Raw genomic sequence first — 26960 nt, forward strand, 5'->3', positions numbered from 1 at the left:
TCTAGCATCGCTAGAACTTTAGATTTATTTAGCGCAAAAACTAAGCAGAAAAATCTAAAAACTCCTAAGGATAGCGGCACACATTAGCAACCATTGAAGTAATTTGCCATAAAATCGTAGCAAAAAAATGCATAATTCCATGGTTTACCTAATGGAATAGATAAATAGCCCAACAATTAACTCAAACTCAGTGAATTAAAGTTACCAAGCGCCATCTGGTCAGACCATAGTGCTAAATCATCTAGTGTTGAGTACATTTTCAGCACGTTTCACTGGAAAATCAGCCTTTTTTTAACATCTTAGTTACGTTAGATCTAACTTAAAGGGATAATCCTGCCATCTGAAAATAAAATCCGTGAAGAGTGTCACTAAAATCGATTAACAATAAATTAACAACGTGTTGATTGGTAATAATAAATAAACACTTTCACCGAAAAGTGTAATCTAATACTTACGCAAATCGACATTCAGTTTACGCGATGCTCAAACTGGCACTAAGATGATCGAGCTCAATGTAACGAATCAGCTCCATGGCTGAACGAATGCCCAATTTACTTTGAATTCTCGCTTTGTAAGTACTGACTGTTTTCTGATTAATATCCAGTTGATTAGCTATCTGCTTATTGGTCAAACCTTGAATCAACAAATTTGCCACACTCAACTCTCTGCTGGATAGTCTTTCATTGAGTCGAAAACTAGGTTGAAAATTAACTGTTCGCCCGACCTCCCCCATTATGCTCTGAATGGTGTCAGTCAATGCAGCTGATTTCACAATGTGGCGCGCATGTGCAAGTTCTGCAGATATTGCTTCATGATATTCATTGAGAAAAATAAGTCTTCCCTTAAAATTCATCGATTCAATATGCTGATGCAACTGCAAACTAGCGTCTTTACTGCAGTAGCTATCCACAACCACTAAATTAAAAGGTAAATCACGCAATCTCTTTACAGCGCAAGCGAGATCACTGGCAACGACCACCTGCGTAACGCGCTTTTCTCTCATCAACATTTTTCTTAGGGCATTAGCGCTAGTCGAATTTTCTCCAACTAATAAGCAATACACACCATCTTCAATACTTTGGTGGCTTAGCTGCTTGCTGACATTTTTGCTATACAGTTCAGCGAGATCGCCAATCGGCATCGGCATCGCCGAATAATAACCTTGACAAGTATCCACGCCTAAATGACGTAAATATTGCCAAGTATCTTCGTCCTCCACACCTTCGACAACACAATGCAAGCCTAAGGATTGCGCTAGCAATAAGCACATGTTGGTGAGTTGCTGGTTTTTATAATTGGTGGAGAGATCACGGACAAAGCTTTGATCTACTTTAAGTTCTGTAAAGGGTAATTTCGAAAGCTGACTTAGAGAGGCGTAGCCTGTGCCAAAATCATCAATGGATAAACCAACACCATGCATTCTTAAACGCGCAAGATTAGCCAGTGATGCTGTCGTACCGTTATAGACATGATCTTCCGTCAGCTCGAGCGTAAGTTTATCAGTGGGAAATGCGTATTTGTGACAGAGAGTAAGAATAGGGTCACAGATCAGCTGTTGTAAATTACTCTGGGAGATATTGATAGATAACTGGAGATCGGCTGACAAACTGCCTAAAGCCGATAATGCTTTATCCAAAACAATTAAAAACAGCTTATCCATCAAATTCAGCTCTTCAATAAGAGGCAGAAAATGCGCAGGGCTTAATACACCATGAACTGGGTGATCTAGTCGGACAAGTGCCTCGACTCCAACCATGGCACCCGTTTTAAAATCAAACTGAGGTTGATAGTAATTGAATAACCAATCTTCACTGAATGCTGTTTCTATCTCTTTGTACCCTAATGAGATAGGCGTAATGCTTGCGGCCTGTTGTTCACACTTCACATGAAACGCATGAATCACGGTTTCAAGTTGCTCAATAGAATAGGGTTTTCGTAAAACATCGACAAAATTAAAGCTCGCTAAACAGCACATGTTATAAGTAAGGTCTAAAACGGCATCGTCAACAGCACTCAATATAATAATTCCGAGTGAAGGATGTTTATCCCCAAGCATCGACAAAAGCGTAACTCCGTCCATTTCCGGCATATGAATATCACAAAAAACCAGCGATATCTCTTTGCGCAAGCATAAAGCCAACGCTTGGTGTCCATTTGCTGCAATATCGACATTATTCAATCCAAGTTGTCTGAGTTTCAGTTTCAAACTCGTGGCTTGAATTCGATCATCTTCGACAATCAAAATGTTCATTCGTCATCTACTCGTTGCTGTTTATCTAACCATTCTTGTGCTTGTGTAATCACGATTTTCATTTCCATTATCAGTCGTTGTTTTGCAGATACAACCGCTTGTGGTTCTAATTCGCGCTCCAAGCTAACCGCAAGACTCGCGAGATAATCCAGTTGAAGCGCTCCGGCAGAGCCTTTAACACGATGGGCTATCATTTTGTAATCAGAATCATGCTTTTCGAGTCTATCGACCTCGGCCGCTAAAGATTCTGCCACAACAGAAGCAATTTCACTTTTTTCACCCGGTAAAAAGCTCTCAAGCCAGCTTTTTGAGTCAGCATTTACTAAAGGATACATAGAAAGATAACCACTCAACATAGTATACAGCGACGCCAACGAATAGGGTTTATACAACACGTGTTCCATACCAGACTGGTAAGCCTTCTCTGCAATCAACCGTGAGTCTTCCGCCGTACAACCGATAACCACCTTATATCTCTCTTGCGGAATATGATTTTTAACAAATCTTGCTAAAGCGAAACCATCCATTTTAGGCATATGGCAGTCCGTTAGTAGTAAATCGAACTGGCTGTCTTCGCTTTGTAAAAGATGGCATGCCTCTTCTCCATCACCAACGATGGTTGCTTGCACACCAAGTTCATGCAGCTGTTTTTTTAATAACAAACGGTTAATAGCGTCATCATCAACCACCAAAACATGCCCGCAAAGTTTCATTTTTTTCGGTTGAACCAGCACTTGCTCACTATCTTTTATCTTATCAATAAGCAGGTCAGGATAGAGATGTTTTTTGGTCATTATCGCGTCAAAATCGACCAAGGATACCCCACCTTGACTCACCGAAACCTGCCAACACTTCAGCCACTCGATAATGCGTTCATTAGTGCAACGGTAGTTACGTTGACTCAACGGTTCAGACAAAGGCTCACCACAAATGGGAAGCATTATCGTTACTTGAGTCCCCTCATTCAGCGTACTGGAAACCGTAATATGACCATCCATTAGATTGACTAAATTCGATACTATTGACATACCAAGCCCAGTACCACCATATTGGCGAGTAATGGTTTTATCCGCTTGCATAAATGGCTTAAATAACGAATCCAAGTGCGCTTCATTCATTCCGCACCCCGTATCTTTTACGGCAAAGACTATCTGTTCTTCCGTCAATTCAACGTGGATGGAAACCGTACCTGCCGTAGTGAATTTAACAGCATTGGCTAATACATTGGTAAGAACCTGATTTAAGCGTAATGCATCAAACTTTGCGTAAATAATAGCTGTTGGCACCCAATCAACAACGAACTCAACGCCTTTCAACTTAGCACTCGCTTCAAAGCTTCTAATGGTGGGACATAACTCTTCTAAAATATTATGCTGGCGTATATCTAATTGTAATTGCTGAGCTTCCATTTTTGAAAAATCTAAAATCTCATGGACATGGTGCTTAATTCTCTCGGCAGAACGAATTGCATTCGTCAATAACAAACGGCTCTCATCGTTTTTAATTCGAGTTGATAAAATCTCCATCAACCCTAGCATGGCCGCAATTGGCGTTCTAAGCTCATGACTCATTACAGCTAAAAAATGATTCCTCGCATCTACAGCTTCTAGTGCCTTATTGTTAGAATCACGTAATGCTAATTCTGAGAGCTTGAGTTCTGTGATATCACTGCAAACGGTCAAGTAATGAGTATCCCCACTCTTGGGATGCGCAATCGATTCATGATTAATGACATAATATTTCTCATCAATCTGATAGTGTTTATTCGACAGATCGACAGATCCGATGCCAGTACATATGAGGCAATTCACATCATCACTAATTAGAGAAGCCTTGCTACATTGCTTATATGAACGGTTAGATAACACTACTTTCCCATTCACATCTGAAATGAAGATCATGCTGGGTATTTTATCGAGCAAATCTGTCAGCCATTGCACTTGAACTTCTGAAAGTTTTGAACTGATTTGACTGTATTTTAAGGAACTTTTCAACTTATAAAATATAATTATTCCAAATAATAATAAAAACAAAAAAATACACATTGCAATCAAAGAATAGATTATAACTTGCTGCTTATCATAACCATAATTCACATTCACTTTCTTATGGAGTGATTTTAGTGCATTAATCTCAGACTCAGTTACCATAGTTAAAGATCGGCTGAGCATTTCAGACAATATCGACTCGTCCTTTCGAAAGACCATACCGATATTAATAGAGTAACCTTCATTATCTATTGCGGGAAGTATCAAGAATTTATCACCAAGATATGCCATTTGCTGATTTATAATATCTTGATTCATTAAGGCATGAGTTATCTTACCTGATTTTAAATCTAGAATAACCTTTTTAAGATCTCTATAAACTTTAACTTTTTTATTATCTTCATAGATTTTTAAGTGGCTATATAAGTAACCAGTACGATCTAATATCGCTAATTTTTTCTGTTGAAAAGACTTTTTAGTGACCACATAACCAAATTGCAAATTAGTGTAAGGTGGGGTCGCTATAAAATCACGATTATCGATGTCATCGACATTTAATGAAGGCAATAAATCGACTTCATTATCGATAAGCATTTGTCTAATATCTCTACCATTGGCCGGCACATACTGAAATTTAAGAAAGCTTTTTGACTCAATGAGCTTGAGTAAATCATGGACATATCCCTTCACCTGATTATCACCCTCATCACAATAAGAGAGTGGATATATATCTTCTTCTATGGTGTATCTGACAATTTGATTGCTATTTTCTTGACTTAATAATTTTAGGCTGTCTTTATTATTCAAAAAATAAATATTAGTCGAGTCTATCTTATTAGCTGTATTTCCTGTTGCTTCAGCAAGAATGAGTTTATCAAAAATGTTTTTTAATTCATTATTTCCCATCGGCAAAATGATTCTATTTATTTCGACACCTAATCGACCATCTGCAATAATCTCACCGTCATATCCAGAATTAGGGCTGATATAATGGTTGAGTGATATATAGTTGGTTATCGTTGCATCGGCTAAACCTTGCTTCATCATTTCTGCTGATTCTAAGAAACTTTGTGCTAGTAATATGTGTGGGTAATGGCTCTGCTCTAATGTTTCACAATAAGATGAACCTTGTACGCAAACCCATTTCAAATGATGCATATCTTGCTGATTTAATTTTTTGTCCCTTAGCCAAATCACTCGTAGGTTATTATAGAGTGGCAAACTGAATAAAATGTTTTTTTCTCTCTCTTTTGTTTTGCTAAAACCAATAGCAAAATCCACATCACCACCATGCACAGCAGCAACAAGATCAGTTATCGATTGATAGCTACGATATTCAATTTTGACATCAAGCTCTTTTCCTATCCCTACCGCATAATCATGTTGAATACCGATTGTATTCTCAATGCCGCCCCAATAAGGTAGCCAAGGTTCAGACAATACACCCATTACAATGACTTTTTTTGCTTTTAAATAGGTACGTTCCGAATCTGATAAATAATCGGCGGCATAAACAGTATTAAAAAGTAAGTTAATTGCTAAAATTAACAGCAAGTAGATACGTAACAAATTCATTCTCGTGATATTGATTCCAATATCCAACTAGTTTAACGATCCTGCTCGTCATTGCCAAGAATAGGGCATCAGAACAAAACTGGTTAAAATACATATTTATCAACACGTTAATGTAGTGTAGGAATAATCTTACAAGAGAATAAACCCATAAAATTAGAATGTGAGATGCATATCCGCACCAAAACATAATTTCGGTGCGGATATTATTAATGAGATGAAGTACGAATAATTTCAGCTAAACTTGATAAGCGTCGTTGATGCTCAGCGACATAAGGATTACTACGATCCCAAGCATATCCTGCAAGAATAGAGCAAATCATCTGCTTTATTCTTGGATTGGGCGTTTGGTAAAAAATCACCTCTTGTAACATGCCGTTGTACCAACCTTCCACATAAGTGCGGAACGTATCCACTCCGACCATTAATGGCTGAGAATACTCTTGCTGCCAATCTACACTTTCGTTTTTTAGTTGGCGTACAACGCAAGACACTGCTAACTGAGCCGATTTCATGGCTATCGTTACACCTGATGAAAACACCGGGTCTAAAAATTCACCAGCATTGCCTAATAACGCATAATTTACCGTGGCCAAGTGCTTAACATTTGCAGAATAGCCGCCTAGCTCACCAGCAGGATTAGGATATTCGGACTTCGAAAGCAGTTCTGCCAGCTCAGACATTTCATTCACCAACTGCTGGATCGCCGCAATTTTATCACTTGGATAGCCGTCAAAAAACGACGGTTCACCGACAACACCTAATGAACATGTGCCGTTAGAAAAAGGAATGAGCCAGTACCATACGTCAGGATTACGCGGATGGACGGAGATCAGTATCTTGTTTCGGTCGTAGTCTGGTTGTTCAGGGGAGATATGATCAATGATATGGGTAAAGATGGCTTTTCTCGGAGGTAAACACGATGGCTCTTCCAAATCGAGTAACTTAGGCAATACTCGGCCAAAGCCACTGGCATCCAGCACGAAGTCGGCTTCAATTTGATACGTTATACCGTGTTGATCCGTCACCAATAATTGTGATTTATTCTCTTCAAATTCGATATTCGTCAGTTGATGTTGATAACGAATTTCAACCCCTTGCTTAACAGCAGAATCCGCTAATACTTTATCAAATTGACTGCGCTGTACCTGAAAAGTGGTTCCCGGTCCATTCGAATATTTGTCGGTAAAATCAAACTGGGCGTATACACCATTTTTTCGAAAGGCAGCACCATTTTTATATTGAAAACCCGCACGCATAACATCAGGTAACATTCCCGCCGCTTCTATCACTTCCATACAAGCAGGTAATAAGCTTTCGCCAATAGAAAAGCGTGGGAAAAGTGCTTTTTCAATAACCAACACGCGTATGTTTTGTGCATGGAGTAATGCCGCGGCAGTCGAACCCGAAGGGCCCGCACCAATGATAACAACTTGAGTTATCTCTTTATTCATGAATTGACTCGCATCGATTTTAATTAAGCTTGGGCTTTTAGCTCTAACAAGGTGTGGCCAAGGCCAATATTGTCGGTTCGTTTGATCACCTGTAATCCTGCTGCTTGAACGATTTCTAAGAAATCTTCGCTGCGATAGAAGCGACTATTACCATTTGCAAGGCAGGTAAAATACAAAGAGGTGGCATTGAGGCTATAAGAAGCCGCATCGTACTTCTGTGAATCCCAGAACAGTTCCAAAATATAAACCGTCGAATATGCAGAAAGATTGGCGCGAACGCGTTTTAAAATACTCAAAATTTCCATTGGCGAAAAACAGTCTAAAAACTGGCTCATCCACCACACGTCCGCATTTTTTGGTAACGGTTGTTCTTTATCGAGCATGTTGGCTGGAAAAGGATGAATACGCTGCGTAAAACCTTGTTGCTGCGCGTTAGCCATCGCCATTTCCAACTGTTGTGGCAGATCCACAATCGTCACTTCAACGTCTGAATCATAGTGACAACATTGCAGTGCCCATTTACCCGTATTGCCACCAATATCGACCAAATGTTTCGGTTTTTTACGAAACACTTCTTTCAGCAAAATAGGAAAAGAACGATCGGAATAGAAGTGATCGAATTTGAACCAACTGTCTTTAGCTTGCTGGGGCAAACGCGATAAACCTTGGTAGATGGTATCCCAATCGCCGAGTTCTTTCAGACCAGCAGGCTTGCCTTCGGTGATCGATTCGGTTAAGTGCATCATGGCGGCATAACAAACGTCTGCCGTGAAATCCATATTGGCTTGCGTCATCCCATCATGCAGCAAAAAAATGCCTAGATTAGCCAACGAATAATTCGGTTTATCCCATAAAACAATGTGGGCACTGATGGCCATATCGAGTAATACTTTAACGCCATACTCTGACACGCTCGTTTCTTGAGCAATTTGTTCCGCGTTTAAACCTTTTTCGCCAGCATTATCTAATGCAGCCAATATGCCTAAGTCACGTAATGTACGCGCCGTATGAAAAACGATGGGGGCAAAAGATAATTTTTGAGCTTCGGTTTTTGCCTCTAAAGCGTTATAAGGATCTATTTTTTGATTTAACACATTAAAACCTAACTTTAATTTGTGAACAATATCCAAACACTTAATCTAAGTTCGACTCAATTCTTAAAAATCAATATTTAAGTCAAGGATACAAACGTTTATAGTTGCGAAGAATAATCTTGTGCCATAGTATTTAACCCTATCAAAAACAATGCAATATCTTATGTCAAATCAACAGCAAATAATCACGTTAAATATTGATACTTGGGTTGCAAATTCTGCAGGCTTATCTCACCCTTCTGATTGGCAAAATTGGGCAAGAGAAGATATTTGGCCTGACGATAATACGCTCAACACAGACCATATTCCTCCTATGATGCGCCGCAGAATGAGTAGTTTGAGCAAATTAGCCGTGCAGACTGCACTGACTGCTATAGAATCACAACATATTGATTACATGATATTTTCATGTCGTCATGGCGAGCTTCATCGTAGCGTTGAAATCGTGAAGTCGATATTGATTGGCGAAGAAGCCTCACCAATGGCGTTTTCACAATCTGTTCATAATACAGCGGCAGGCCTAGCAACCATCGCTTCAAAACAACCGATCCCGTTAACCTCGATTGCAGCAGCACAAAACACATTTCAAAGTGCCATATTAGAAGCTTGGCTCTATCTAAATGAGCACCCTAGTCACAAAGTGCTGTTGGTTGATTTTGATGAGCCACTACCTAGCGACTACCAACAATACGAAGAGTGGCAGTTTCAAGGCTATGCCTTAGGGTTAACCCTGTCTCACGGTTCAGATTTTACGCTCTCTATGCAGATGTCTGATACCAAGCCACAACAGCCTCAAGCATTGTCGTTTCTTCACCACTATTTGTCAGAAAAATCTGAATGGATCATTGAGGGCTCGCAAAGCGCTTGGAAATGGCAACGAAAATGTTAGAGTTCAACCGCTACTGGCGTATTGCTGCTACAGGTTTTTGTTTTTTTATATTTGGTTTAGGCGGATTAACGCTGAGTTTTATTATTATCCCACTGATTGCATTATTTTCATCGCAAACAGATCGTCGAGAATATAAAGTTCAAAAATCAATCCAAAACTCATTCAATATATTTTGTAAGTTGATGAAATTAACAGGTGCCATCGACTATAAAATAACCAACGCAGAACTATTAAAACAGGATAAAAGCTGCCTTATTATCGCCAATCATCCAAGCTTAATTGATTATGTTCTCATTGCATCACAACTTCATCAGTGCGATTGCTTGGTTAAGTCAGCTGTCTGGGCCAATCCTTTTATGAAACGGATTGTTCAAGCCGCAGGTTATATCCCAAATGAAACACCTGATGATTTGTTAAATGTGTGCGAGGAACGCATGAGTCGCGGAAACGTATTATTGATTTTCCCTGAAGGCACGCGAACCACACCCGGCGTTAAACCCAAATTGCAGCGCGGTGCGGCGCAAATCGCAATCCGAACTCAAAGAGACTTACGCATCGTACATATTACCGTTTCTCCGAGTTTTCTCACAAAAGAGCAAAAGTGGTACCAAGTTCCTAAAACCAAACCCTTTTTCCATGTGGAGATAAAGGGTAAAGTTGCCGTCACACCTTTTATTGAAGGTGCTGATAACCCCACCACTGCAGCACGACGTTTAAATCGCCACCTTGCAGAGGTGATTTTCCCCCAAAACAATAACCAGAAATGACAAAACTATTGAAGTTATCGACCCATAACGTCAAGTTGCAGCGAAGCGGAAAGTGAGTAAGTCCCCATCCGTATAGATAACGATATGATTGGGGGGAGCGAACGTAGCCAACACCGCTGCAACTTTAAGTGGGGAAGTGTATATCAAGGTTTTGTTCAAAACGGCTAGAACATTATATAAGTAGGTTGAAGTGGAATTACTACACACAGAAATAAAACAGCTCATTATCGACGCACTAAATCTTGAAGATATCTCAGTTAACGATATCGAAACTGACGCACCACTTTTTGGTGATGGGTTAGGTTTAGATTCTATCGATGCTTTAGAGCTCGGTTTGGCCATTAAAAAGAAGTATAATATCGTCATTGACGCTGATGACTCCAATACTCGCCAACACTTTGCATCAGTGGCAAACTTAGCAAATTATATTTCATCTCAAACTAGCCACTAATAAATAGATAGCGTTATGACAGAAGTAAACCAACAACAAGTATTTGATCAAGTTAAAGAAGCTCTCGTTGAACTATTTGAAATTGATGAAGCCGATATTCAACCAGACGCTCACCTTTATCAAGATCTCGATCTCGACAGTATTGATGCTGTAGATCTTGTCGTTCACTTACAAAAAGTGACTGGCAAAAAAATCAAGCCTGAAGAGTTTAAAACCGTTCGCACCGTCAATGATGTGGTGGAATCGGTTATTGAACTTGTTAAGGAAAGCTAATGCGGCGATTGCTGACGATTTTGTCTGCAATCGTCCTGCTTACCTACCCACTCGCGGTCTACTTCGGGATTAATCAGTTTGGTTTGCAAGCTATAGGGGGTTTCTTAGCCGCTATTTTTGCTTTAAGAATTCTTTCTGGTTGGCAAGCCAAACTTCAAGAACTGAAGCAACTGGCTTGGATTAGTGGGTTCGTTGGTATCACTTTGGTGGCTTTGGGGATGCTCTTTCAGCAACATGGCTGGCTGCTGTTTTATCCTGTTGTGGTTAATGTATGTCTTTTGGCTCTTTTTGCCTTGAGCCTAACACAACCGAAAACAGTGATTGAACGGCTGGCGAGGCTGCAAGAGCCGGAACTTCCTCAAAGTGGCATTGAGTACACACGCACGGTCACTAAAGTGTGGTGCCTCTACTTCATCATGAATGGAGCCATCGCACTTTATACCTGCTTCCAATCTATCGAGATCTGGACGTTGTATAACGGATTGATCAGTTATCTCCTTGCTGGCAGCCTCTTTGTAACGGAATGGCTAGTAAGGCAAAGGATTCGCAAAGGCTAGGTACGCTATGACTTTCGGCAACCCCGATTTTTGCTCGCTTGCAACGTTACTCTCCTCACCAAGAAACGATTCGCATTGTGTTGCTTTTGACCTCAATAACACCATTAACTGGGCAAACTTTGTCGCCGATGTCAGCCAACTAAGCCGGCAATTAGCATCGCGAAATGAACATCATATTGCACTGTGTGCTGGCGATAGCTATCGGTTCTCCGTCGGTTTTTTCGCCGTCTGTTACACGCAAAAATCATTAATTCTGCCCGGTAATTATCAACCTGCGGCACTGGCAGAACTGAGCCAACACTTTGAGTTGTTGCTGTGTGATGAGGCAATAACAATACCCAATTCAACGCCAACTCTCTCTCTTAACCATTTAGCGCTACCCAACGACATGCGCGATGAAGCCGTTTGTTTTGCACCACTTTCATTAGAGACACAAACCGTGACGCTGTTTACGTCAGGCTCCAGTGGTCAGCCTAAGGCTATCATCAAAACACTGCGGCAGCTTGAAGCTGAAATCGCCATTTTAGAGCAGCTTTGGGGCGAACAGCTCATTGGTGCAAAAGTGGAAAGTACGGTTTCTCATCAACATATTTATGGGCTGCTATTTCGTGTGTTATGGCCACTGTGTGCAGGGCGAGCATTTGCCCGCCATAACTTGGAATTTCCAGAACAAGTGACCGCACATGCGCATCCGGACACTGCGCTGATCAGTAGCCCTGCGCTATTGAAACGCTTGTCACAAGAGCACCAGCCAAGCCCACTGCGCACACTGTTTTCTTCCGGTGGCCCACTTCCCTACTCTGCTTCTTGTCACGCAAAAACCCTGTTTGGGCAACGACCTATCGAAGTGTATGGCAGTACGGAAACTGGCGGCATCGCTTTTCGGCAACAGCACAGTGCAACGCAGCAATGGCAGCTTTTTCCTACCGTTGAAGCAAGACTTAACAGCGAGCACTGCTTAGCCTTGCGCTCTGCACATATTGATCCGAATCATTGGTATCAAACAGCCGATGAATGTGAGTTTTCCGACCAACGGCACTTTACCTTGAAAGGTCGCACCGATCGCATCATCAAAATCGAAGAAAAACGGATCTCACTGGTTGAAGTGGAACAGCGTATTGAACAACTGCCGTGGATCAGTGAAACAGCCGTGTTACCACAGCAAGACGGTGAACGTTTGATCTTAATCTCAGCGATTGTACTGTCAGCCAGCGGCACTGAAAAATTAGCTCAACTTGGAAAGGGGAAGTTCTGGCTGTTGCTGCGCTCTGAACTGCGCCAATGGTTAGAACCTATTGCTGTACCTCGACGCTTTAGAGTGGTAAAAGAGATCCCTCTCAACAGCCAAGGTAAGCGCCTTGTTGCTGAACTAGAAACACTATTCCAACCATAAAAATAACGAAGCCCAATAGATTATGGCCAAAAGAACACCCACATTATTATGTGCTGAAACTCAGCCTCACACGGTGAATTTGACGCTGCGCGTTGACGCCGACATTATTGATTTTTCAGGACACTTTGCACATTTTCCATTGCTGCCAGGCGTTACCCAAATCGATTGGGCACTGCGCTATGCACGAGAATACTTATCTGTACCCACAAGCTTTCAAGGTATGGAAGTGATCAAATTCCAAGAACCTATCTTGCCAGACATGACCGTTCAACTGGCATTAAGTTGGGATGAGGAAAAACAGAAACTCGCGTTTAGTTATAGTTCGCAGCGTGAGGGTTTAAACATCATTCACTCATCAGGAAAAATGAAGTTGGGTGAAATCTGTGGCTGATTATCAAGCTTGTTTTTTAATTCCGTGCTACAACCACGGCAGCACAGTAGCAGAAGTGGTCTCATCACTCAGCGCATTTGAACTTCCCATTTTACTGGTTGATGATGGCAGCAATCAGCAAACAAAACAGGCGTTGAGCAACGTCGCCCAGCAAACACATGTTCACCTCATTACCCTAGAACAAAACCAAGGAAAAGGTGGCGCGGTAATGGCTGGCATTCGCCAAGCGCAGCAGTTGGGGTTTAGCCACGTCATCCAAATTGATGCCGATGGCCAACATGATTTACAAGCGCTGCCTAAATTACTGGCCGCGTCAAAGCAACATCCAAACCACCTAATTTCTGGTCAGCCGATTTACGATGACAGCGTACCCAAAGCGCGTTTATATGGCCGTTACGCAACGCATATTTGGGTTTGGATTGAAACGCTATCCTTTACGATCAAAGACAGTATGTGTGGTTTTCGCGCGTATCCTGTAGACCTCACCGTTGAGGTGCTCAATAACCATAAGATCGGCACGCGCATGGATTTCGACATCGAAATCTTAGTTCGCATGTATTGGCACGGGGTCGATATCGATTTTGTGGAAACTCGCGTCATTTATCCTGAAGGAGGCGTCTCTCATTTCGATACACTATGGGATAACGTCAAAATCAGTTGGATGCACAGCAAATTATTTTTTGGCATGTTACCGCGTATTCCTCAACTGCTGAAACGCAACCAAAGCAGGCACAACAAAAGTGGCGCAGAGCCAAACCAGCACTGGTCAAAGCGTCAAGAACGAGGAACGGTTCTGGGTATTAAAGCGTTACTGGCGGTATATAGCCTACTCGGGCGACCGATTTTTAACCTGATGCTGAAACTTGTAATGAGCTATTACTACCTTACCGGAAAACAAGCTCGCCAAGCCTCTGAACAGTATTTACAGCACTTACGAAGCTACGCAAACCGTCGCCAAATCACGCTGCCAAATCATCTCTCTAGCTATAACCATCTGCTCTCTTTTGGCCACACTATGCTGGATAAATTGGCGGCATGGAAAGGCGATTTTTCGGTAAAAAATTTGACCATTCATGGTCAAGAATCGTTCCAAACTTTAGCCAAACGAAAACAAGGTGTGCTTCTTTTAGGATCTCACCTTGGAAATATTGAACTGTGCCGCGCTCTGGGACGTCGGCATTCTCATATTAAGATCAATGCGTTAGTCTTCACCGAGCACGCCGAACGCTTCAATGCGGTAATGAAAGCGATCAATCCCAACTCAGAACTGAACCTCATTCAAGTGAGCCGTTTGGGCCCCGATACCGCTATTTTGCTTCAACAGAAAATAGAGCAGGGAGAATGGGTGGTGATCGTCGGAGATAGAACGTCCACCAGCAAAGAGACCCGAGCCGTATGGGCCGATTTTTTAGGCCAACCCGCGCCGTTTCCACAAGGCCCTTTTATGTTGGCCTCGGTGTTGAAAGCTCCCGTCTACCTTTTGTTTGGCTTAAGAGACGAACGTTCTAAAACTCCACATTTTAACGTCTATTTCGAGCACTTTAGCGACAACATAGATTTACCGAGAAAAGAGCGACAAGCGGCGCTAGCGCAGGTAGTACAACGCTACGCTGATCGGCTGGAACATTACACACTGCAAGCTCCACTGCAGTGGTATAACTTTTTCAACTTTTGGACTCTAAGTAAACAGCAGCATGATGATTCAGACAGATAACCGCATAACTTTTGGCGTCGATCGCCTCACCATTGAAGATGTTGTCGCGATTTCGCAAGGCGCGCAGGCCAACCTCAATTCTTCAGCGGAATTCACCGCTAAAATTGATCGCGGCGTCGCTTTTCTAGAACGCCTTTTAAAAGAAGAAGGCGTGATTTACGGTGTAACCACCGGCTATGGTGATTCATGCACCGTTGCCATTCCACCGAATCTAGTAGACCAATTACCACTGCATTTGACTCGCTTTCACGGCTGTGGCTTAGGCGAGGTATTAAGCCATCAGCAATCTCGCGCAGTATTAGCAACACGCTTGTGTTCACTAGCGCAAGGTGTCTCTGGTGTGAGCCATGAACTACTTAACCAAATAGTCACCTTGATCAACCACGATATCGCCCCTCGTATTCCACAAGAAGGTTCGGTCGGGGCAAGCGGCGATTTAACGCCACTCTCCTACCTCGCGGCCACACTGATTGGTGAGCGCGACGTGCTTTATAAAGATGAGATGCGCCCAACTCAAGATGTGTTTAACGAGCTGGGTATTCGCCCGATCAAGCTAAAACCAAAAGAGGGATTAGCGCTGATGAACGGCACATCAGTCATGACTGCTTTGGCCTGTTTAGCCTATAAACGCGCCGAGTATTTAACTCAACTCTGCACCAAAATTACCGCCATGGTGTCTGTCGGTATTCAGGGTAACGACTTCCATTTTGATGCCGCGCTATTTGCCGTCAAGCCGCATCCTGGCCAGCAACAAATCGCAGCATGGCTACGTGATGACTTACAAGCAGAGCGCCCACCTCGCAACAGTGATCGCCTGCAAGATCGCTATTCATTGCGCTGCGCACCTCATGTGATTGGCACAGTGCAAGATGCGCTGCCGTGGCTACGTCAACTGATTGAAAATGAGCTCAACAGTGCCAACGACAACCCCATCATCGATGGCGATAATGAACGCGTACTGCACGGCGGCCATTTTTACGGCGGCCACATTGCCATGGCAATGGATACCTTAAAAACACAGGTTGCTAACCTAGCCGATTTGCTCGATCGCCAAATGGCGCAATTGATGGATTACAAATTCAACAACGGTTTACCGTTTAACTTAACTGGCGCAGAAGGCGAAAGAAAACCGATCAACCACGGCTTTAAAGCCGTGCAGATCGGCATTTCAGCGTGGACGGCCGAAGCCTTGAAACATACCATGCCTGCCAGCGTTTTTTCACGTTCGACTGAGTGTCACAATCAAGACAAAGTCAGCATGGGAACCATTGCCGCACGTGATTGTCTACGTGTGCTTGAACTGACAGAACAAGTGGCGGCCGCCTCGCTGTTGGCAGCGACCCAAGCAATAGAATTGCGCAAACGTCATCATGAGCTGGATGAGCAACACATGAGTCACAATATCAAGCAGATGCGCTTAGCCGTGTTACAAGAGTTTGACTTTGTGGTGGAAGATCGTCCGCTAGAACATGATTTGCGCCACTTTATTAGCCGCATTCAACAACGCCACTGGACACTTTACTAGGAAGCGCGATGAGCGATGTACTTCATCCATTGGAAAGTGAGGTGACTTTAGTCACCTCGTTTCAAGATGCCGACCCAATGGGCGTTATCTACCACGGCAATTATTTTCGTTTTTTTGAAGAAGCACGCCGCGTGCTGATGGAAAAAATTGATTACAGCTATCACGCGATGACTCAGTCGGGCTACCTATGGCCGGTGATTGATACCCACGTGAAGTACGTGAAAGCGATCCCGTTCAACCATACGATTCGAGTCAAAGCGACCTTGACAGAATGGGAAAATCGCTTGCGTGTTGACTACATGATTTTTGATAGCCAGACCGGGCAACGAATGTGTAAAGCACACACCACTCAAGTAGCGGTTCGCATCGACACCCAAGAGATGTGTTTCGCTTCCCCAACGCTATTTACCGACAAAGTGCAGCACTGGCATACCTACGGGAAATTATGATGCGCCGTTTTCTATGGCTAACTTTAGCCCTATTTTCGCCCCTACTCTGGGCACAGGTGACCGACCTTGCCTCACTGCAAGCGCAGTTGGCGAAACACCAGATCGTACGCGGAGAGTTTACTCAACTCCGCCATATTGAGATGTTCGAACAACCACTGTCGTCAGCCGGGAAATTCTTGCTCGATAAACAAAATGGCTTACTTTGGCAACAAAACTCACCATTTCCAGTTAATTTGGTGCTAACTCAAGACAAGCTTCGCCAAACTTTTGCTAACCAAACACCACAGGTGATTACCGAAAAAGAGAACCCAATGGCGTTTTATTTCAGCCATCTCTTTTTGTCGGTATTTCATGGTGACACGCAGCAATTGAATGAACAATTTACGATGACGCTGCACAGCGAAGATGGCCAGTGGCAGTTAAATTTAACGCCGAGAAATGCGCCACTGAGCTCGGTGTTTACCTCGATAACATTAACGGGGCGAGATGACATTGATGGTTTGATCCTGCAAGAAGTGCGAGGCGACAAAACCGAGATTCAGTTTACTAACCAAAACCACCAGCCAGAGCGTTTAACCCATGCTGAGCAAGCACAGTTTAACTTCTAAATCGAACCGGCTGGCATTGTTCTGGTTGGCTTTTGTGACCCTTTGTCTTGGCTTACTACTCAAGCAGTGGTTCTTTTCAGCAGCCTCACCGATCGAGACAGATATCCTTAAGCTACTGCCGGTCAACCAGCAAAGTGTGCTCGCCGAGCAAGCGTTTGAAAAAGTCACTGCCAGTATGAGCGATAAGGTGGTCTTTATTGTCACTGCGCCCAATGAGGCTGACCGGCTCAAATCCGTTACAGCGCTAGAAAGCGAGCTCAAGCAGAGTGGCTATTTCAAGGATGTGATTGGGAAAATCGATGCCACTCAACAGAGCGCTTGGGCCAGTTACTACTTTCAACATCGAGCACAACTGCTCACCAGCGAGCAACGCAATCAGCTCAGTCAACATCCCGAACAACAAGTGCAAACCGTGGTGCAAGCCCTATATAACCCTTTTTCTGGGGTAACAGGGCAAGAGCTCAGTCACGACCCTTTTCTGCTATTTCGCGACTACTTAGCACAACTTAGCCAGCTATCGTCTCATTTTCGTTTGCAAGATGGATACTTAACCCGCGAGTATCAAGGCCAAAAATACGTGTTGATCACCGCGCAGCTCAACGACTCACCATACAGTTTCAAAGCGCAACAAGTGGTGCCCGATATTGCTCAATGGCAACAACGCATCAAGCAACAATTCGGTGCGGACATTTATCACACTGGTGTTTTATTTTACGCCGATTTTGGTACTCAAAGTGCCAAGTCAGAAATCAGCACTATTGGCCTTTTCTCATTACTCGGAATTGTGCTGTTGGTGATGCTGGTTTTTCGCAGTGCCATGCCTTTACTGTTGGCACTGCTCTCGGTATCCGTTGGGTTAGTGGTTGCCATGGTGATCACCACCGCGTTTTTTGGTCAGATCCATCTGTTTAGCTTAGTGTTTGGGGCCAGCCTGATTGGCGTTTCAATCGACTACGCCTTTCACTACCTGACCGATCGCCTTGCCGCAAATGAACACTGGGATAGCGTGCAAGGACTAAAGCATATTCTGACGGCCATTACCTTAGGGTTAATCACCAGTTTAATTGGCTATCTCGGTCTACTGGTCGCCCCTTTCCCCGGCTTACAACAGTTAGCGCTATTTTCCGCCTTGGGGCTCGTTGCCGCTTACGCGACGGTCGTGGCTTGGTATCCGATTTTGGCCAAAAAACCAAGTTCATCGAGAACGCTTCCCGGCCTCACTTATTGGTCCTTATGGTTTGCGCTTTGGCAAAAGCAATGGGTTAAATGGGGCCTACCCACGGCGTTATTGTTCATCAGCAGTCTTGCCCTGACGCAAGTGCACTACAACGACGACATTCGACAATTACAAGCCATGCCTAGCGACTTGAAACAGCAAGAGCTGCAAATCAGCACCTTGACTGGTATTCAATCATCACAGCAAATGTTGGTCGTCAGTGCCAACGATAATGAAGCATTAATGCAGCAGTTAGAAAAATTAGATACGCAATTTTCACAATGGCAACAACAAGGCGTACTTTCTGGCTACCAAAGTTTAAGTCAAAACATCAGCTCGCTTAAGCGTCAGCAAGAAAACTACGCACTGGTTGAAGCACTGTACGCAAACCAAGGCGCAGTACTGGCTCACACGCTGAAACTATCTTCGACTCCTAAACTGGAAGCGTCATTTTTGCCCATGACACTGGCGCATTATTTAGCCCATGATGTTTCCCAGCCGCTGCGCTTTCTTTATTTAGGTGAAGTTGAGCAAAAAGTGGCGGCGGTAGTCCTGTTGAAAGAGGTTCACCAAGCAGCAGTAATTAAGCAGTTTGCGGCGCAAAATAGCGACTACGCCTATTTGAATAAAACCGAAGAGATCTCAACCCTGTTTGGGCAGTATCGCCTTAAAGTGATGGAGTTAATTGCGCTGGCTCTGACCTTGATCAGCGCTCTCACTATTTGGCGCTACGGCGTGAAGCACAGCATTCGCATTATGTTACCTTCGCTTATTGCTTGCATCGCTGGGTTAGCCGTCACCGTCGCAACAGGCTCTACGCTCAATTTATTCAATCTATTAGCGCTGGTATTAGTGATAGGTATCGGTATTGATTACACGCTCTTTTTTGCCGAACAAGCCCGCAGTCACAGCACCTTGCTTGCCATAACCCTTTCGGCACTAACGACTTTGCTCTCGTTTGGTCTGCTTGCTCTTAGCCAAACTCACGCCATCCACAGTTTTGGTTTGACGGTACTGAGCGGCATTTTCGTTGCTTGGTTGCTTTCACCAATGGCGATCAAATCACAACCTGCCGCCATGAAAGCGCATGAGGAAAAACTATGATGATGAGAATACGCCGTGCGCTGCCCTTGCTGTTACTGATGTTGTCTGGCTGCTCTTTAGTGCCAAACCAAGCCTCCACGCAGGTAGAAATTAGCCCCAACACATTCGTTACTCTGCCCAAACCTGCGCAACTTGGGTACCAAGTCACGGCAAGTCAGTTGATCAGCGCCCATTGGCAAGATGATAACGGCCAGCATAACCAACAGCTTCCGGTCCAGTTGCAGGTCACCGATGACAAGATTGTGCTGGCAGGGTTTTCATCTTGGGGAACGAGGATTTTATCGCTCAATTATCAGCAAGATACTATTGAGACCAGTGTACTCACTGGCTTAGAAAACACCTTGCCGAAGCCCGAACAGATACTCTTTAACCTGATGATCACGCTCTGGCCGCGAAATGCTTGGGAAGCCTCGTTAAATAAGGTAAAGTGGCAAATCATTGATGATGAGAATAGACGAACACTCATCAATGAACTGGGTGAAACAGTGATTGTTATTGATTATCAACATCCCTTCGCGATGAAGGGCGATATTCGCTTCCACAATCAATTATTGAATTACACCATTACGATTAAAACACTCAGTGCCCAGCACCCTTTGCCGCCCACACAACCGTAGATAGCTATCATGAACTCATCCACGACTTCTCCTATTGATTCTCGCTCACCTATTTATGTCCAAGACTGCGGTTTTCACTGCGCGATGGGGAGTGACTCGTCGCACATTCACCAAAGTTTAGCGCAGGGCTATTGTGACAACATGGTGGCTGACGGCACGTCGCTCAATACTGGCACCCCAACCATCGTAGGCCGAGTGAGTGAACCGCTACCAAAAATCCCAGCGCATTTAAGTGCGTTCAATACGCGCAACAACCAACTGGCTCTTTCTGCACTGCAACAGATTGAACCGAGCGTCCGCCACGCGATTGCCACCTATGGTGCAGATCGCATCGCAGTGGTGGTTGGCACGAGCACGTCCGGCATTGCCGATGGCGAAATCGCACTCGCCCACAAATTAGAGCAGGGCGAATTCCCAAGCGACTACCACTACTACAAACAGGAATTAGGCAATTGCAGTGATTTTATCGCTCGCTATTTTGCAATAAGCGGCCCCTGCTACGCCATTTCGACCGCCTGTTCGTCCAGTGGCCGCGTCTTTATCACCGCCAAAAGAATGCTTAATGCTGGGTTAGTTGATGCGGTGATTGTCGGTGGCGCTGACACTTTGTGCCGCTTAACACTCAATGGTTTTAACGGTTTAGAGGCATTGTCTCAACGTTTGTGTAAACCGTTTGATGCACAACGAGATGGCATCAACATTGGTGAATCTGCCGCTTTTATGCTGCTGGGGAAAACGCCGTCTCAGCAACACGCTCACGCCATTGCGCTATTGGGCGCTGGCGACAGTTCCGATGCACACCATATTTCTGCGCCCCACCCAGATGGAAACGGTGCAGAACAGGCGATGCGTAACGCGCTGCAAGATGCCAAATTAACCGCCAGTGATATCGGCTATATCAACGCTCACGGCACCGCAACACCGCTCAATGACAGCATGGAAAGTAAAGCGATTTTCCGCGTTTTTGGCCAGCACGTTGCGGTGAGTTCAACCAAACCACTCACTGGACACACGCTCGGCGCGGCCAGTGCAACCGAAGCCGCCATTGCTTGGCACATACTGCAATACCAATTGCCTTTGCCCATTCAGCGCTGTGCTAACAAAGCGCCAGACATCGATATTACGCTAGTGGAAACCACTCAATATTTAGAAAACAAGGCCATTTTAAGCAACTCCTTTGCTTTTGGTGGCAACAATATTAGCCTCATTTTTGGTTACATTAATGACAAAGCTTCCTGCAATTGATCAACTGCTGCCTCATCAAGCGCCGATGATTTTGATTGACCGCGCGCTTGAGGTACGGAGCGAATCTATCCACTGCCAAGTGGATATTGAATCGCACCACCTGTTTTTTGACCCGGCGACACAAAGCATACCGGCCTATGTCGGTATCGAGTTTATGGCACAAGCCATTGCCGCGTGGTCTGGGTATCACTCACTTGTCCAAGGCATTCAACCGCCGATTGGCTTTCTGCTCGGCAGTCGCCGTTATCGCGCGCTGTGCGATGCATTCCTGAAAGGGCAAACGCTCGATATCTACGCTGAACAGCTAATGCAAGACAATGGCATGGCCGTGTTTAAGGCAAGAATCGAGCACCAACACCAGCTTTTGGCCGAATGCCAATTAAATGTGTATGTGCCATCAGAACAAAAATTAGAAGAAATGAAAATGAGGAGTCAAGCATGACCCGACACGTATTAGTGACTGGTGCGAGTAAAGGCATAGGCAAAGCGATTGCGATTGCGCTCGCCAAAGATGGTTTTGCCATCGCTGTCCATTACATGGGCGACCAGCAAGGTGCCCTGCAAACACTCGCGACCATCGAGCAAAACGGTGGTTCAGGCCGACTGATTCAATTTGACATCAGCAACCGAGCTCAGTGTCGCGAAGTATTAGAAGCCGATATTGCTCTGCATGGCGCTTATTACGGCGTGGTCAATAACGCGGGCATTACTCGTGACACGGCGTTTCCCGCCATGACAGAACAAGAATGGGATGGTGTAATTCACACCAATTTAGACAGCTTTTATAACGTCCTCCACCCTTGTGTGATGCCAATGGTGCAAAAACGCCAAGGTGGGCGCATTGTGACTTTAGCATCGGTGTCGGGCATCACGGGCAACCGAGGTCAAACCAATTACAGCGCCGCTAAAGCTGGCGTGATTGGCGCGACCAAATCGCTCGCGCTTGAACTGGCTAAGCGCAAAATCACCGTCAACTGTGTTGCTCCGGGTTTAATCGATACCGGCATGGTAGATGAGCACGTCAAAGAGCACGCACTGCCACAAGTTCCTTTACGCCGCATGGGTGAACCCGAAGAAGTCGCAGGCCTTGTGAGCTATTTAATGTCTGATATTGCCGCTTATGTTACTCGCCAAGTTATCTCGGTTAATGGAGGCTTAGTATGACCCGTCGCGTTGTCGTTACAGGCATGTCCGGCGTGACTGCTTTTGGTAATGACTGGGCCAGTATTGAGCCAAAACTCAGAGCTTGTGAAAATGCCACTCAATATATGCCTTCCTATGAGCAGTATGAGGGTTTAAACACTAAACTCGCCGCGCCAATAATGGGCTTTACACTGCCTAGCCACTACAAACGTAAACAAGTCCGAGGTATGGGCCGCGTGTCACAACTGGCGACCGTTGCCACCGAAAATGCGCTGCTGCAAGCGGGCTTAATTGGTCATGAAGTGCTGACGAATGGCCAAACCGGTATCGCTTATGGTTCATCAACAGGCAGTACCGATGCCATCGGTGCGTTTGGTGTCATGCTCAACGAAAAAACCACTCGAGCCATTACCGCCACCACTTATGTACAGATGATGCCTCACACTGCCGCGGTGAACGTAGGTCTATTTTTCGGGCTCAAAGGCCGCGTCATTCCAACCAGTAGCGCCTGCACGTCTGGTAGCCAAGCCATCGGTTACGCGTACGAAGCGATCAAGCACGGCTACCAAACCGTAATGGTGGCGGGTGGTGGTGAAGAGCTCTGCCCTACCGAATCGGCCGTATTTGATACCTTATTTGCCACTAGCCTCAAAAACGACCAGCCAAAAACCACCCCCCGCCCGTATGATACTCAGCGTGATGGTTTAGTGATTGGTGAAGGTGCAGGAACTTTAGTGCTTGAAGAGTATCAACACGCCATCGCACGTGGTGCCGTCATTCACGCAGAAATCATCGGTTTTGCCAGCAACTGCGATGCCGCCCATGTCACTCAACCACAAATGGACACCATGCAAATCTGCATGGAGATGGCGCTGCGCGATGCCAAGTTAAGTGCAGATAAAATTGACTATGTTTCGGCTCACGGCACGGCAACCGACCGGGGTGATATAGCCGAAAGTCACGCCACCGCAAACGCGTTGGGTAAAGTGCCGATCAGCTCGTTGAAAAGTTATTTTGGTCACACATTGGGCGCATGTGGCGCGGTTGAAGCTTGGTTGGGTTTAGAAATGATGCGCAGCGGTTGGTTTAATCCAACCCTTAACCTAGATAACATCGACCCGCAATGTGGCGATCTTGATTACATTACAGGCACAGGACGTGAGCTGGATGTGCGATACCTAATGAGCAATAACTTTGCTTTTGGTGGCATCAACACCTCGATTATTTTTAAGAAATTCAGCGAATAATCCCATAAAAAGCCGTTTCCCACACAACGGCTTTTTTTACGAGTTTATTTATCCGGCATTTGCCTCTTAAATAATGGTCGCCTGCCAAATACTCACCAGCAATCAGCCAATACTTTTCGCAAGTACTTCGAGGATTTGCGGTCTGAAAATAAAAAACACCGCGCCAAGCAAACAGAGCCCTGCCCACACAAAATCAAGCCTGAAAGGCTCTTTCATGTAGATCAATGCAAAAGGCACAAACACCGATAAGGTGATCACTTCTTGCAATATTTTCAATTGACCAAGGTTTAATACCGTATAGCCAATCCGGTTAGCGGGTACTTGGAAGAGATATTCAAACAGGGCAATTCCCCAACTGACCAACGCTGCAATAATCCACGGTTTGTGGCTGAGATCTTTTAAGTGAGCGTACCAAGCAAAGGTCATAAATACGTTACTGATCAACAAAAGCCCAATAGTCATCACGACGGGAGGAAGGGTGAACATTAAGACAAACTCCAAAATAATCAAACACGAACTGAACTCACAAACGAGCGGAGTCTGCGCTCAACGTTTCCCTTCGTCAATATTATTGATGAGCGCTAAGCTGCCTAAAATACGAACCAATTCAGCCAACATAACAACTGACTGAAATGGCTTGTGTTTCAAAGTTTTTAGGTAGAAAGCTTACGGGTAGATTATACCAGTGAATTCTCGATACATTTCTTGTGGCAGTTTACTTCTATAACACTTCAGAAAAAGCCAATAAAGGTACTCGAATTGATACCGCATTTAACGCTATGTTATGAATCATTCTATCTGTAGCCGTACAACAATCTCCAATAATGGAGACTTTATATTTTTCCGCTTTCTTTGATATTGCCGTATGCGTAACGCAATTCTGAGTCATCATTCCACAGATCAGCAACTCATCAACATCGAGCTTTCCTAGTGATTTTTCTAGATTAGTTTGATGAAAACCATCAGCGTGCTGTTTACAGATAATTTCAGCATCAGGGCATATTGACATTATTTCAGAGTGAATTCTCATACCGTCACTTCCTTCTTCAAAGAAAGGTGCCATTCCTTGAGGTGCAGAAGATACATGTTGAATAAGGAATACAGGAACATGCTGTGCGTTGGCTTTAGTAATGAGCTGTTTAATGTTGCTCAGGGTCTTATCTGTATTCCACAAAGGAAATTTTCCGTCAGGAAAATAGTCGTTTTGTATATCAATTACAAGCAATGCTTTTTTACCCATTTTCAAATCCTGTTTTTTAAGTTTTGGCTCAGAAAAATTATGAGTAACTTGCTGCATTATTTTTAGAGGCTAAAATGACATAAAAGAGGTTAAAAACGACAAATTCAGAGATAGACATGCTAAAAATTACGATTGGAATTTGCGAGTATCCTTCAGTATTGAAGTCCGCTGTTTACGGTCTTGAAGAGATGTTTTTGCTTGCAAGCAGAGTTTGTTGGGAACAAAGGATTGAGGTCTTATTTGAACCAGTCATTATTTCGCATGATGAGCTTATAGAGGATAGCTTTACAGTTGTTTTGCTACCGCCTGCTTCAATAGATGATTACTACTTGGTCCCTGAAGCCAAACTTATTGAATGGCTTAGAAAGCAGTATTCCAAAGGTGCAGTTCTATCATCTGCTTGTGCGGGGGGATTTATTTTGGCCGCAACTAACTTAATTGGTAAAAGAGAAGTGACAACTCATTGGGCGTTAGCAGAAACATTTTCCAAAATGTTTCCTAGTATTACGCTTAATAGCAATAAGATATTGGTCGATCACGGTGACATAATTACGGCGGGCGGGATGATGTCGTGGCTAGATCTAGGGTTTGAGTTGATCGCCAAATATGCATCTCCAAGAGTTGTGCGTCAACTTGGTAAAACGCTGGTTATCGACACAGCACAGAGAGCACAGAGTTACTACCAACAATTCAATCCTTCGTTCTATCATGGTGATATGGCGATTGTTTCGATCCAACAAATAATGCATCAGAGTTATGCTGAATCGTTGTCTATAAAGCAGTTAGCAAAGCAAGCAAACCTTACCGAACGTACGACGCAACGAAGATTTTTAAAGGCTACAGGTTATAACCCTAATCAGTATTTGCAGCGTCTTAGAATACAGAGTGCGTGTAACTACTTGGAAAGCACACAACATTCATTTGAGTGGATAGGAAATCAGGTTGGTTACGAGGATATCAGCGCGTGTCGAAAGGCCTTCATTAATATTGTGGGATTAACACCGCGAGAGTTTAGAAAACGATTTTCTTGATTTTGTCTGAATCAAAAATTCCCAAAAATAATTTATCAGCCCCAATAATCATATTCTCCACACTATCAACGCACACAATGCCACCTCCCTATCTAAAAGATGGAGGAACTCGATGATCCTAATCAGCAATTAGCGTAAATCAGCGCGAAAGTGTCAACAGCCCTTGTAACAACAGCTTCAATTTCATTTTTGCTTGGTGCTGCAATAACGCCAAGTTCATACGGCTCTAACAACTCAGCTTCAAGCAACACTTTCAGCTGTCTTGCCGCTATCCACTCATCACATTCACGCAATTTCCCTTGTTCGATGTAAGAGCGCAGAAAGTGACTCACTTCTAGCCATCCTTTACGTGGGCCATTGTGATAAAAATAACGGCCAACATCTGAATGTTCTGCTTCTGAAAGGGCCATTTTGCGAATTGCGGTGAGATCAGCCGACAAAATTGACTTGAGATAGTGGTAACCAAATGTGCCCAATGTCTCTTTGAGTGGTTTATTTGTCGATAGGGTTTGGAACGCGGTCGCTCGCAACTCGGCAGCGGTGGATTCCATTACGGCAAGGAAAATTTCCTCTTTAGAGCTGAAATAGTTATACAGCGTCGCTTTTGAACCACCGACGGTCTTCGCTATACCAGACATAGAGGTTCGGGTAAATCCTTGCTTTATAAATTCTTCTCTTGCCACATCGATAATAGCCTGTCGACGTTCTTCACTTTTAACTCGCATAACTACCACTACTTTC

Annotated in this window: 25 protein-coding genes; 18 read left to right on the top strand and 7 right to left on the bottom strand. The window is 44.1% G+C overall.

The genetic code is table 11. The features are described from left to right. Positions 1–472 precede the first annotated feature (472 nt). From AACQ79_RS04675 to AACQ79_RS04690, 4 genes are all read right to left on the bottom strand, one after another. On the bottom strand, positions 473–2251 hold the full coding sequence (locus tag AACQ79_RS04675) for an EAL domain-containing protein (RefSeq protein WP_094166156.1): 1779 nt from the start codon (positions 2249–2251) through the stop codon (positions 473–475). Beyond that, on the bottom strand, positions 2248–5841 hold the full coding sequence (locus AACQ79_RS04680) for a hybrid sensor histidine kinase/response regulator (protein ID WP_249339180.1): 3594 nt from the start codon (positions 5839–5841) through the stop codon (positions 2248–2250). The genes AACQ79_RS04675 and AACQ79_RS04680 overlap by 4 nt, the downstream gene beginning before the upstream one ends. A gap of 179 nt (positions 5842–6020) precedes the next feature. Then, on the bottom strand, positions 6021–7265 hold the full coding sequence (locus AACQ79_RS04685; RefSeq protein WP_170898612.1) for an NAD(P)/FAD-dependent oxidoreductase: 1245 nt from the start codon (positions 7263–7265) through the stop codon (positions 6021–6023). 23 nt (positions 7266–7288) lie between these two features. Further along, positions 7289–8395, bottom strand: coding sequence for a class I SAM-dependent methyltransferase (locus AACQ79_RS04690; RefSeq protein WP_013856490.1), 1107 nt, complete (start codon positions 8393–8395; stop codon positions 7289–7291). 115 nt (positions 8396–8510) lie between these two features. Here AACQ79_RS04690 and AACQ79_RS04695 point away from each other — a divergent pair, with 115 nt between their 5' ends. The 17 genes from AACQ79_RS04695 (at position 8511) to AACQ79_RS04775 (ending at position 23948) form a co-directional block, all read left to right on the top strand. Then, complete coding sequence (locus AACQ79_RS04695; RefSeq protein ID WP_094166012.1) at positions 8511–9248, top strand: beta-ketoacyl synthase chain length factor; 738 nt, start codon at positions 8511–8513, stop codon at positions 9246–9248. Continuing rightward, positions 9242–10015: a lysophospholipid acyltransferase family protein gene (locus AACQ79_RS04700; protein WP_170898898.1), complete on the top strand. Its 774-nt coding sequence runs from the start codon at positions 9242–9244 to the stop codon at positions 10013–10015. The genes AACQ79_RS04695 and AACQ79_RS04700 overlap by 7 nt, the downstream gene beginning before the upstream one ends. A 190-nt stretch (positions 10016–10205) precedes the next feature. Beyond that, complete coding sequence (locus AACQ79_RS04705; protein ID WP_013856487.1) at positions 10206–10466, top strand: phosphopantetheine-binding protein; 261 nt, start codon at positions 10206–10208, stop codon at positions 10464–10466. A 15-nt stretch (positions 10467–10481) separates the two neighbouring features. Further along, entirely contained in the window at positions 10482–10739 is a 258-nt protein-coding gene (locus tag AACQ79_RS04710) for an acyl carrier protein (protein WP_013856486.1), read from the top strand. After that, the gene (locus AACQ79_RS04715; RefSeq protein ID WP_088728975.1) at positions 10739–11296 is read left to right on the top strand and encodes a septation protein IspZ; all 558 of its coding nucleotides are present in this window, start codon (positions 10739–10741) and stop codon (positions 11294–11296) included. The genes AACQ79_RS04710 and AACQ79_RS04715 overlap by 1 nt, the downstream gene beginning before the upstream one ends. Positions 11297–11303: 7 nt before the next feature. Then, positions 11304–12689, top strand: coding sequence for an AMP-binding protein (locus AACQ79_RS04720; protein WP_094166009.1), 1386 nt, complete (start codon positions 11304–11306; stop codon positions 12687–12689). 22 nt (positions 12690–12711) lie between these two features. Then, complete coding sequence (locus tag AACQ79_RS04725) at positions 12712–13080, top strand: ApeI family dehydratase (RefSeq protein WP_017045145.1); 369 nt, start codon at positions 12712–12714, stop codon at positions 13078–13080. Continuing rightward, positions 13064–14794, top strand: coding sequence for a glycosyltransferase family 2 protein (locus tag AACQ79_RS04730; protein ID WP_094166008.1), 1731 nt, complete (start codon positions 13064–13066; stop codon positions 14792–14794). The genes AACQ79_RS04725 and AACQ79_RS04730 overlap by 17 nt, the downstream gene beginning before the upstream one ends. Beyond that, the gene (locus AACQ79_RS04735) at positions 14775–16319 is read left to right on the top strand and encodes an HAL/PAL/TAL family ammonia-lyase (RefSeq protein ID WP_094166007.1); all 1545 of its coding nucleotides are present in this window, start codon (positions 14775–14777) and stop codon (positions 16317–16319) included. Before AACQ79_RS04730 ends, AACQ79_RS04735 begins: the two co-directional genes overlap by 20 nt. Positions 16320–16327: 8 nt before the next feature. Continuing rightward, positions 16328–16768, top strand: a complete 441-nt coding sequence (locus AACQ79_RS04740; protein WP_017050416.1) for an acyl-CoA thioesterase — start codon at positions 16328–16330, stop codon at positions 16766–16768. Next, complete coding sequence (locus AACQ79_RS04745; RefSeq protein WP_094166006.1) at positions 16765–17376, top strand: LolA family protein; 612 nt, start codon at positions 16765–16767, stop codon at positions 17374–17376. The genes AACQ79_RS04740 and AACQ79_RS04745 overlap by 4 nt, the downstream gene beginning before the upstream one ends. Then, positions 17348–19696 carry an MMPL family transporter gene (locus AACQ79_RS04750; RefSeq protein ID WP_094166005.1) on the top strand — a complete coding sequence of 783 codons (2349 nt, stop codon included), beginning with the start codon at positions 17348–17350 and terminating at the stop codon, positions 19694–19696. Before AACQ79_RS04745 ends, AACQ79_RS04750 begins: the two co-directional genes overlap by 29 nt. Continuing rightward, positions 19693–20313: a DUF3261 domain-containing protein gene (locus tag AACQ79_RS04755; protein ID WP_170898614.1), complete on the top strand. Its 621-nt coding sequence runs from the start codon at positions 19693–19695 to the stop codon at positions 20311–20313. Before AACQ79_RS04750 ends, AACQ79_RS04755 begins: the two co-directional genes overlap by 4 nt. Positions 20314–20322: 9 nt before the next feature. After that, entirely contained in the window at positions 20323–21558 is a 1236-nt protein-coding gene (locus tag AACQ79_RS04760; protein ID WP_170898616.1) for a beta-ketoacyl-[acyl-carrier-protein] synthase family protein, read from the top strand. Further along, a complete protein-coding gene (locus AACQ79_RS04765; RefSeq protein ID WP_017045137.1) occupies positions 21536–22000 on the top strand; it encodes a hotdog family protein in 465 nt (154 codons plus the stop codon). Before AACQ79_RS04760 ends, AACQ79_RS04765 begins: the two co-directional genes overlap by 23 nt. Beyond that, positions 21997–22722 (top strand): 3-ketoacyl-ACP reductase FabG2, encoded by a 726-nt coding sequence (locus tag AACQ79_RS04770; protein ID WP_017045136.1) that lies wholly within the window; start codon positions 21997–21999, stop codon positions 22720–22722. The genes AACQ79_RS04765 and AACQ79_RS04770 overlap by 4 nt, the downstream gene beginning before the upstream one ends. Further along, the gene (locus tag AACQ79_RS04775; protein WP_170898618.1) at positions 22719–23948 is read left to right on the top strand and encodes a beta-ketoacyl-ACP synthase; all 1230 of its coding nucleotides are present in this window, start codon (positions 22719–22721) and stop codon (positions 23946–23948) included. Before AACQ79_RS04770 ends, AACQ79_RS04775 begins: the two co-directional genes overlap by 4 nt. Positions 23949–24050: 102 nt before the next feature. Here the strand turns inward: AACQ79_RS04775 and AACQ79_RS04780 are convergent, their stop codons facing one another. Further along, positions 24051–24434, bottom strand: coding sequence for a DMT family protein (locus AACQ79_RS04780; protein WP_017045134.1), 384 nt, complete (start codon positions 24432–24434; stop codon positions 24051–24053). A gap of 235 nt (positions 24435–24669) precedes the next feature. Next, positions 24670–25188 (bottom strand): cysteine hydrolase family protein, encoded by a 519-nt coding sequence (locus tag AACQ79_RS04785; RefSeq protein WP_088732687.1) that lies wholly within the window; start codon positions 25186–25188, stop codon positions 24670–24672. Positions 25189–25304: 116 nt separating this feature from the next. Here AACQ79_RS04785 and AACQ79_RS04790 point away from each other — a divergent pair, with 116 nt between their 5' ends. Then, positions 25305–26219, top strand: a complete 915-nt coding sequence (locus AACQ79_RS04790; protein ID WP_088732688.1) for a GlxA family transcriptional regulator — start codon at positions 25305–25307, stop codon at positions 26217–26219. Between the two features lie 122 nt (positions 26220–26341). On the opposite strand, the gene AACQ79_RS04795 is transcribed toward AACQ79_RS04790, so the two are convergent. Further along, positions 26342–26944 carry a TetR/AcrR family transcriptional regulator gene (locus AACQ79_RS04795; RefSeq protein WP_088732689.1) on the bottom strand — a complete coding sequence of 201 codons (603 nt, stop codon included), beginning with the start codon at positions 26942–26944 and terminating at the stop codon, positions 26342–26344. Between the last annotated feature and the right edge of the window lie 16 nt (positions 26945–26960).

Source organism: Vibrio sp. 3-2(1) (assembly GCF_963887575.1).
In the GTDB taxonomy this organism is placed as follows: Bacteria; Pseudomonadota; Gammaproteobacteria; order Enterobacterales; family Vibrionaceae; genus Vibrio; species Vibrio anguillarum.

What these genes read in the sequence shown, in the direction of transcription:
- AACQ79_RS04675 (WP_094166156.1), bottom strand. Translation starts at nt 2,251, where the DNA reads ATGAACATTTTGATTGTCGAAGATGATCGAATTCAAGCCACGAGTTTG.
- AACQ79_RS04685 (WP_170898612.1), bottom strand. Translation starts at nt 7,265, where the DNA reads ATGAATAAAGAGATAACTCAAGTTGTTATCATTGGTGCGGGCCCTTCG.
- AACQ79_RS04695 (WP_094166012.1), top strand. Translation starts at nt 8,511, where the DNA reads ATGCAATATCTTATGTCAAATCAACAGCAAATAATCACGTTAAATATT.
- AACQ79_RS04700 (WP_170898898.1), top strand. Translation starts at nt 9,242, where the DNA reads ATGTTAGAGTTCAACCGCTACTGGCGTATTGCTGCTACAGGTTTTTGT.
- AACQ79_RS04710 (WP_013856486.1), top strand. Translation starts at nt 10,482, where the DNA reads ATGACAGAAGTAAACCAACAACAAGTATTTGATCAAGTTAAAGAAGCT.
- AACQ79_RS04715 (WP_088728975.1), top strand. Translation starts at nt 10,739, where the DNA reads ATGCGGCGATTGCTGACGATTTTGTCTGCAATCGTCCTGCTTACCTAC.
- AACQ79_RS04720 (WP_094166009.1), top strand. Translation starts at nt 11,304, where the DNA reads ATGACTTTCGGCAACCCCGATTTTTGCTCGCTTGCAACGTTACTCTCC.
- AACQ79_RS04725 (WP_017045145.1), top strand. Translation starts at nt 12,712, where the DNA reads ATGGCCAAAAGAACACCCACATTATTATGTGCTGAAACTCAGCCTCAC.
- AACQ79_RS04735 (WP_094166007.1), top strand. Translation starts at nt 14,775, where the DNA reads ATGATGATTCAGACAGATAACCGCATAACTTTTGGCGTCGATCGCCTC.
- AACQ79_RS04740 (WP_017050416.1), top strand. Translation starts at nt 16,328, where the DNA reads ATGAGCGATGTACTTCATCCATTGGAAAGTGAGGTGACTTTAGTCACC.
- AACQ79_RS04745 (WP_094166006.1), top strand. Translation starts at nt 16,765, where the DNA reads ATGATGCGCCGTTTTCTATGGCTAACTTTAGCCCTATTTTCGCCCCTA.
- AACQ79_RS04750 (WP_094166005.1), top strand. Translation starts at nt 17,348, where the DNA reads ATGCTGAGCAAGCACAGTTTAACTTCTAAATCGAACCGGCTGGCATTG.
- AACQ79_RS04755 (WP_170898614.1), top strand. Translation starts at nt 19,693, where the DNA reads ATGATGATGAGAATACGCCGTGCGCTGCCCTTGCTGTTACTGATGTTG.
- AACQ79_RS04760 (WP_170898616.1), top strand. Translation starts at nt 20,323, where the DNA reads ATGAACTCATCCACGACTTCTCCTATTGATTCTCGCTCACCTATTTAT.
- AACQ79_RS04765 (WP_017045137.1), top strand. Translation starts at nt 21,536, where the DNA reads ATGACAAAGCTTCCTGCAATTGATCAACTGCTGCCTCATCAAGCGCCG.
- AACQ79_RS04770 (WP_017045136.1), top strand. Translation starts at nt 21,997, where the DNA reads ATGACCCGACACGTATTAGTGACTGGTGCGAGTAAAGGCATAGGCAAA.
- AACQ79_RS04775 (WP_170898618.1), top strand. Translation starts at nt 22,719, where the DNA reads ATGACCCGTCGCGTTGTCGTTACAGGCATGTCCGGCGTGACTGCTTTT.
- AACQ79_RS04780 (WP_017045134.1), bottom strand. Translation starts at nt 24,434, where the DNA reads ATGTTCACCCTTCCTCCCGTCGTGATGACTATTGGGCTTTTGTTGATC.
- AACQ79_RS04785 (WP_088732687.1), bottom strand. Translation starts at nt 25,188, where the DNA reads ATGGGTAAAAAAGCATTGCTTGTAATTGATATACAAAACGACTATTTT.
- AACQ79_RS04790 (WP_088732688.1), top strand. Translation starts at nt 25,305, where the DNA reads ATGCTAAAAATTACGATTGGAATTTGCGAGTATCCTTCAGTATTGAAG.
- AACQ79_RS04795 (WP_088732689.1), bottom strand. Translation starts at nt 26,944, where the DNA reads ATGCGAGTTAAAAGTGAAGAACGTCGACAGGCTATTATCGATGTGGCA.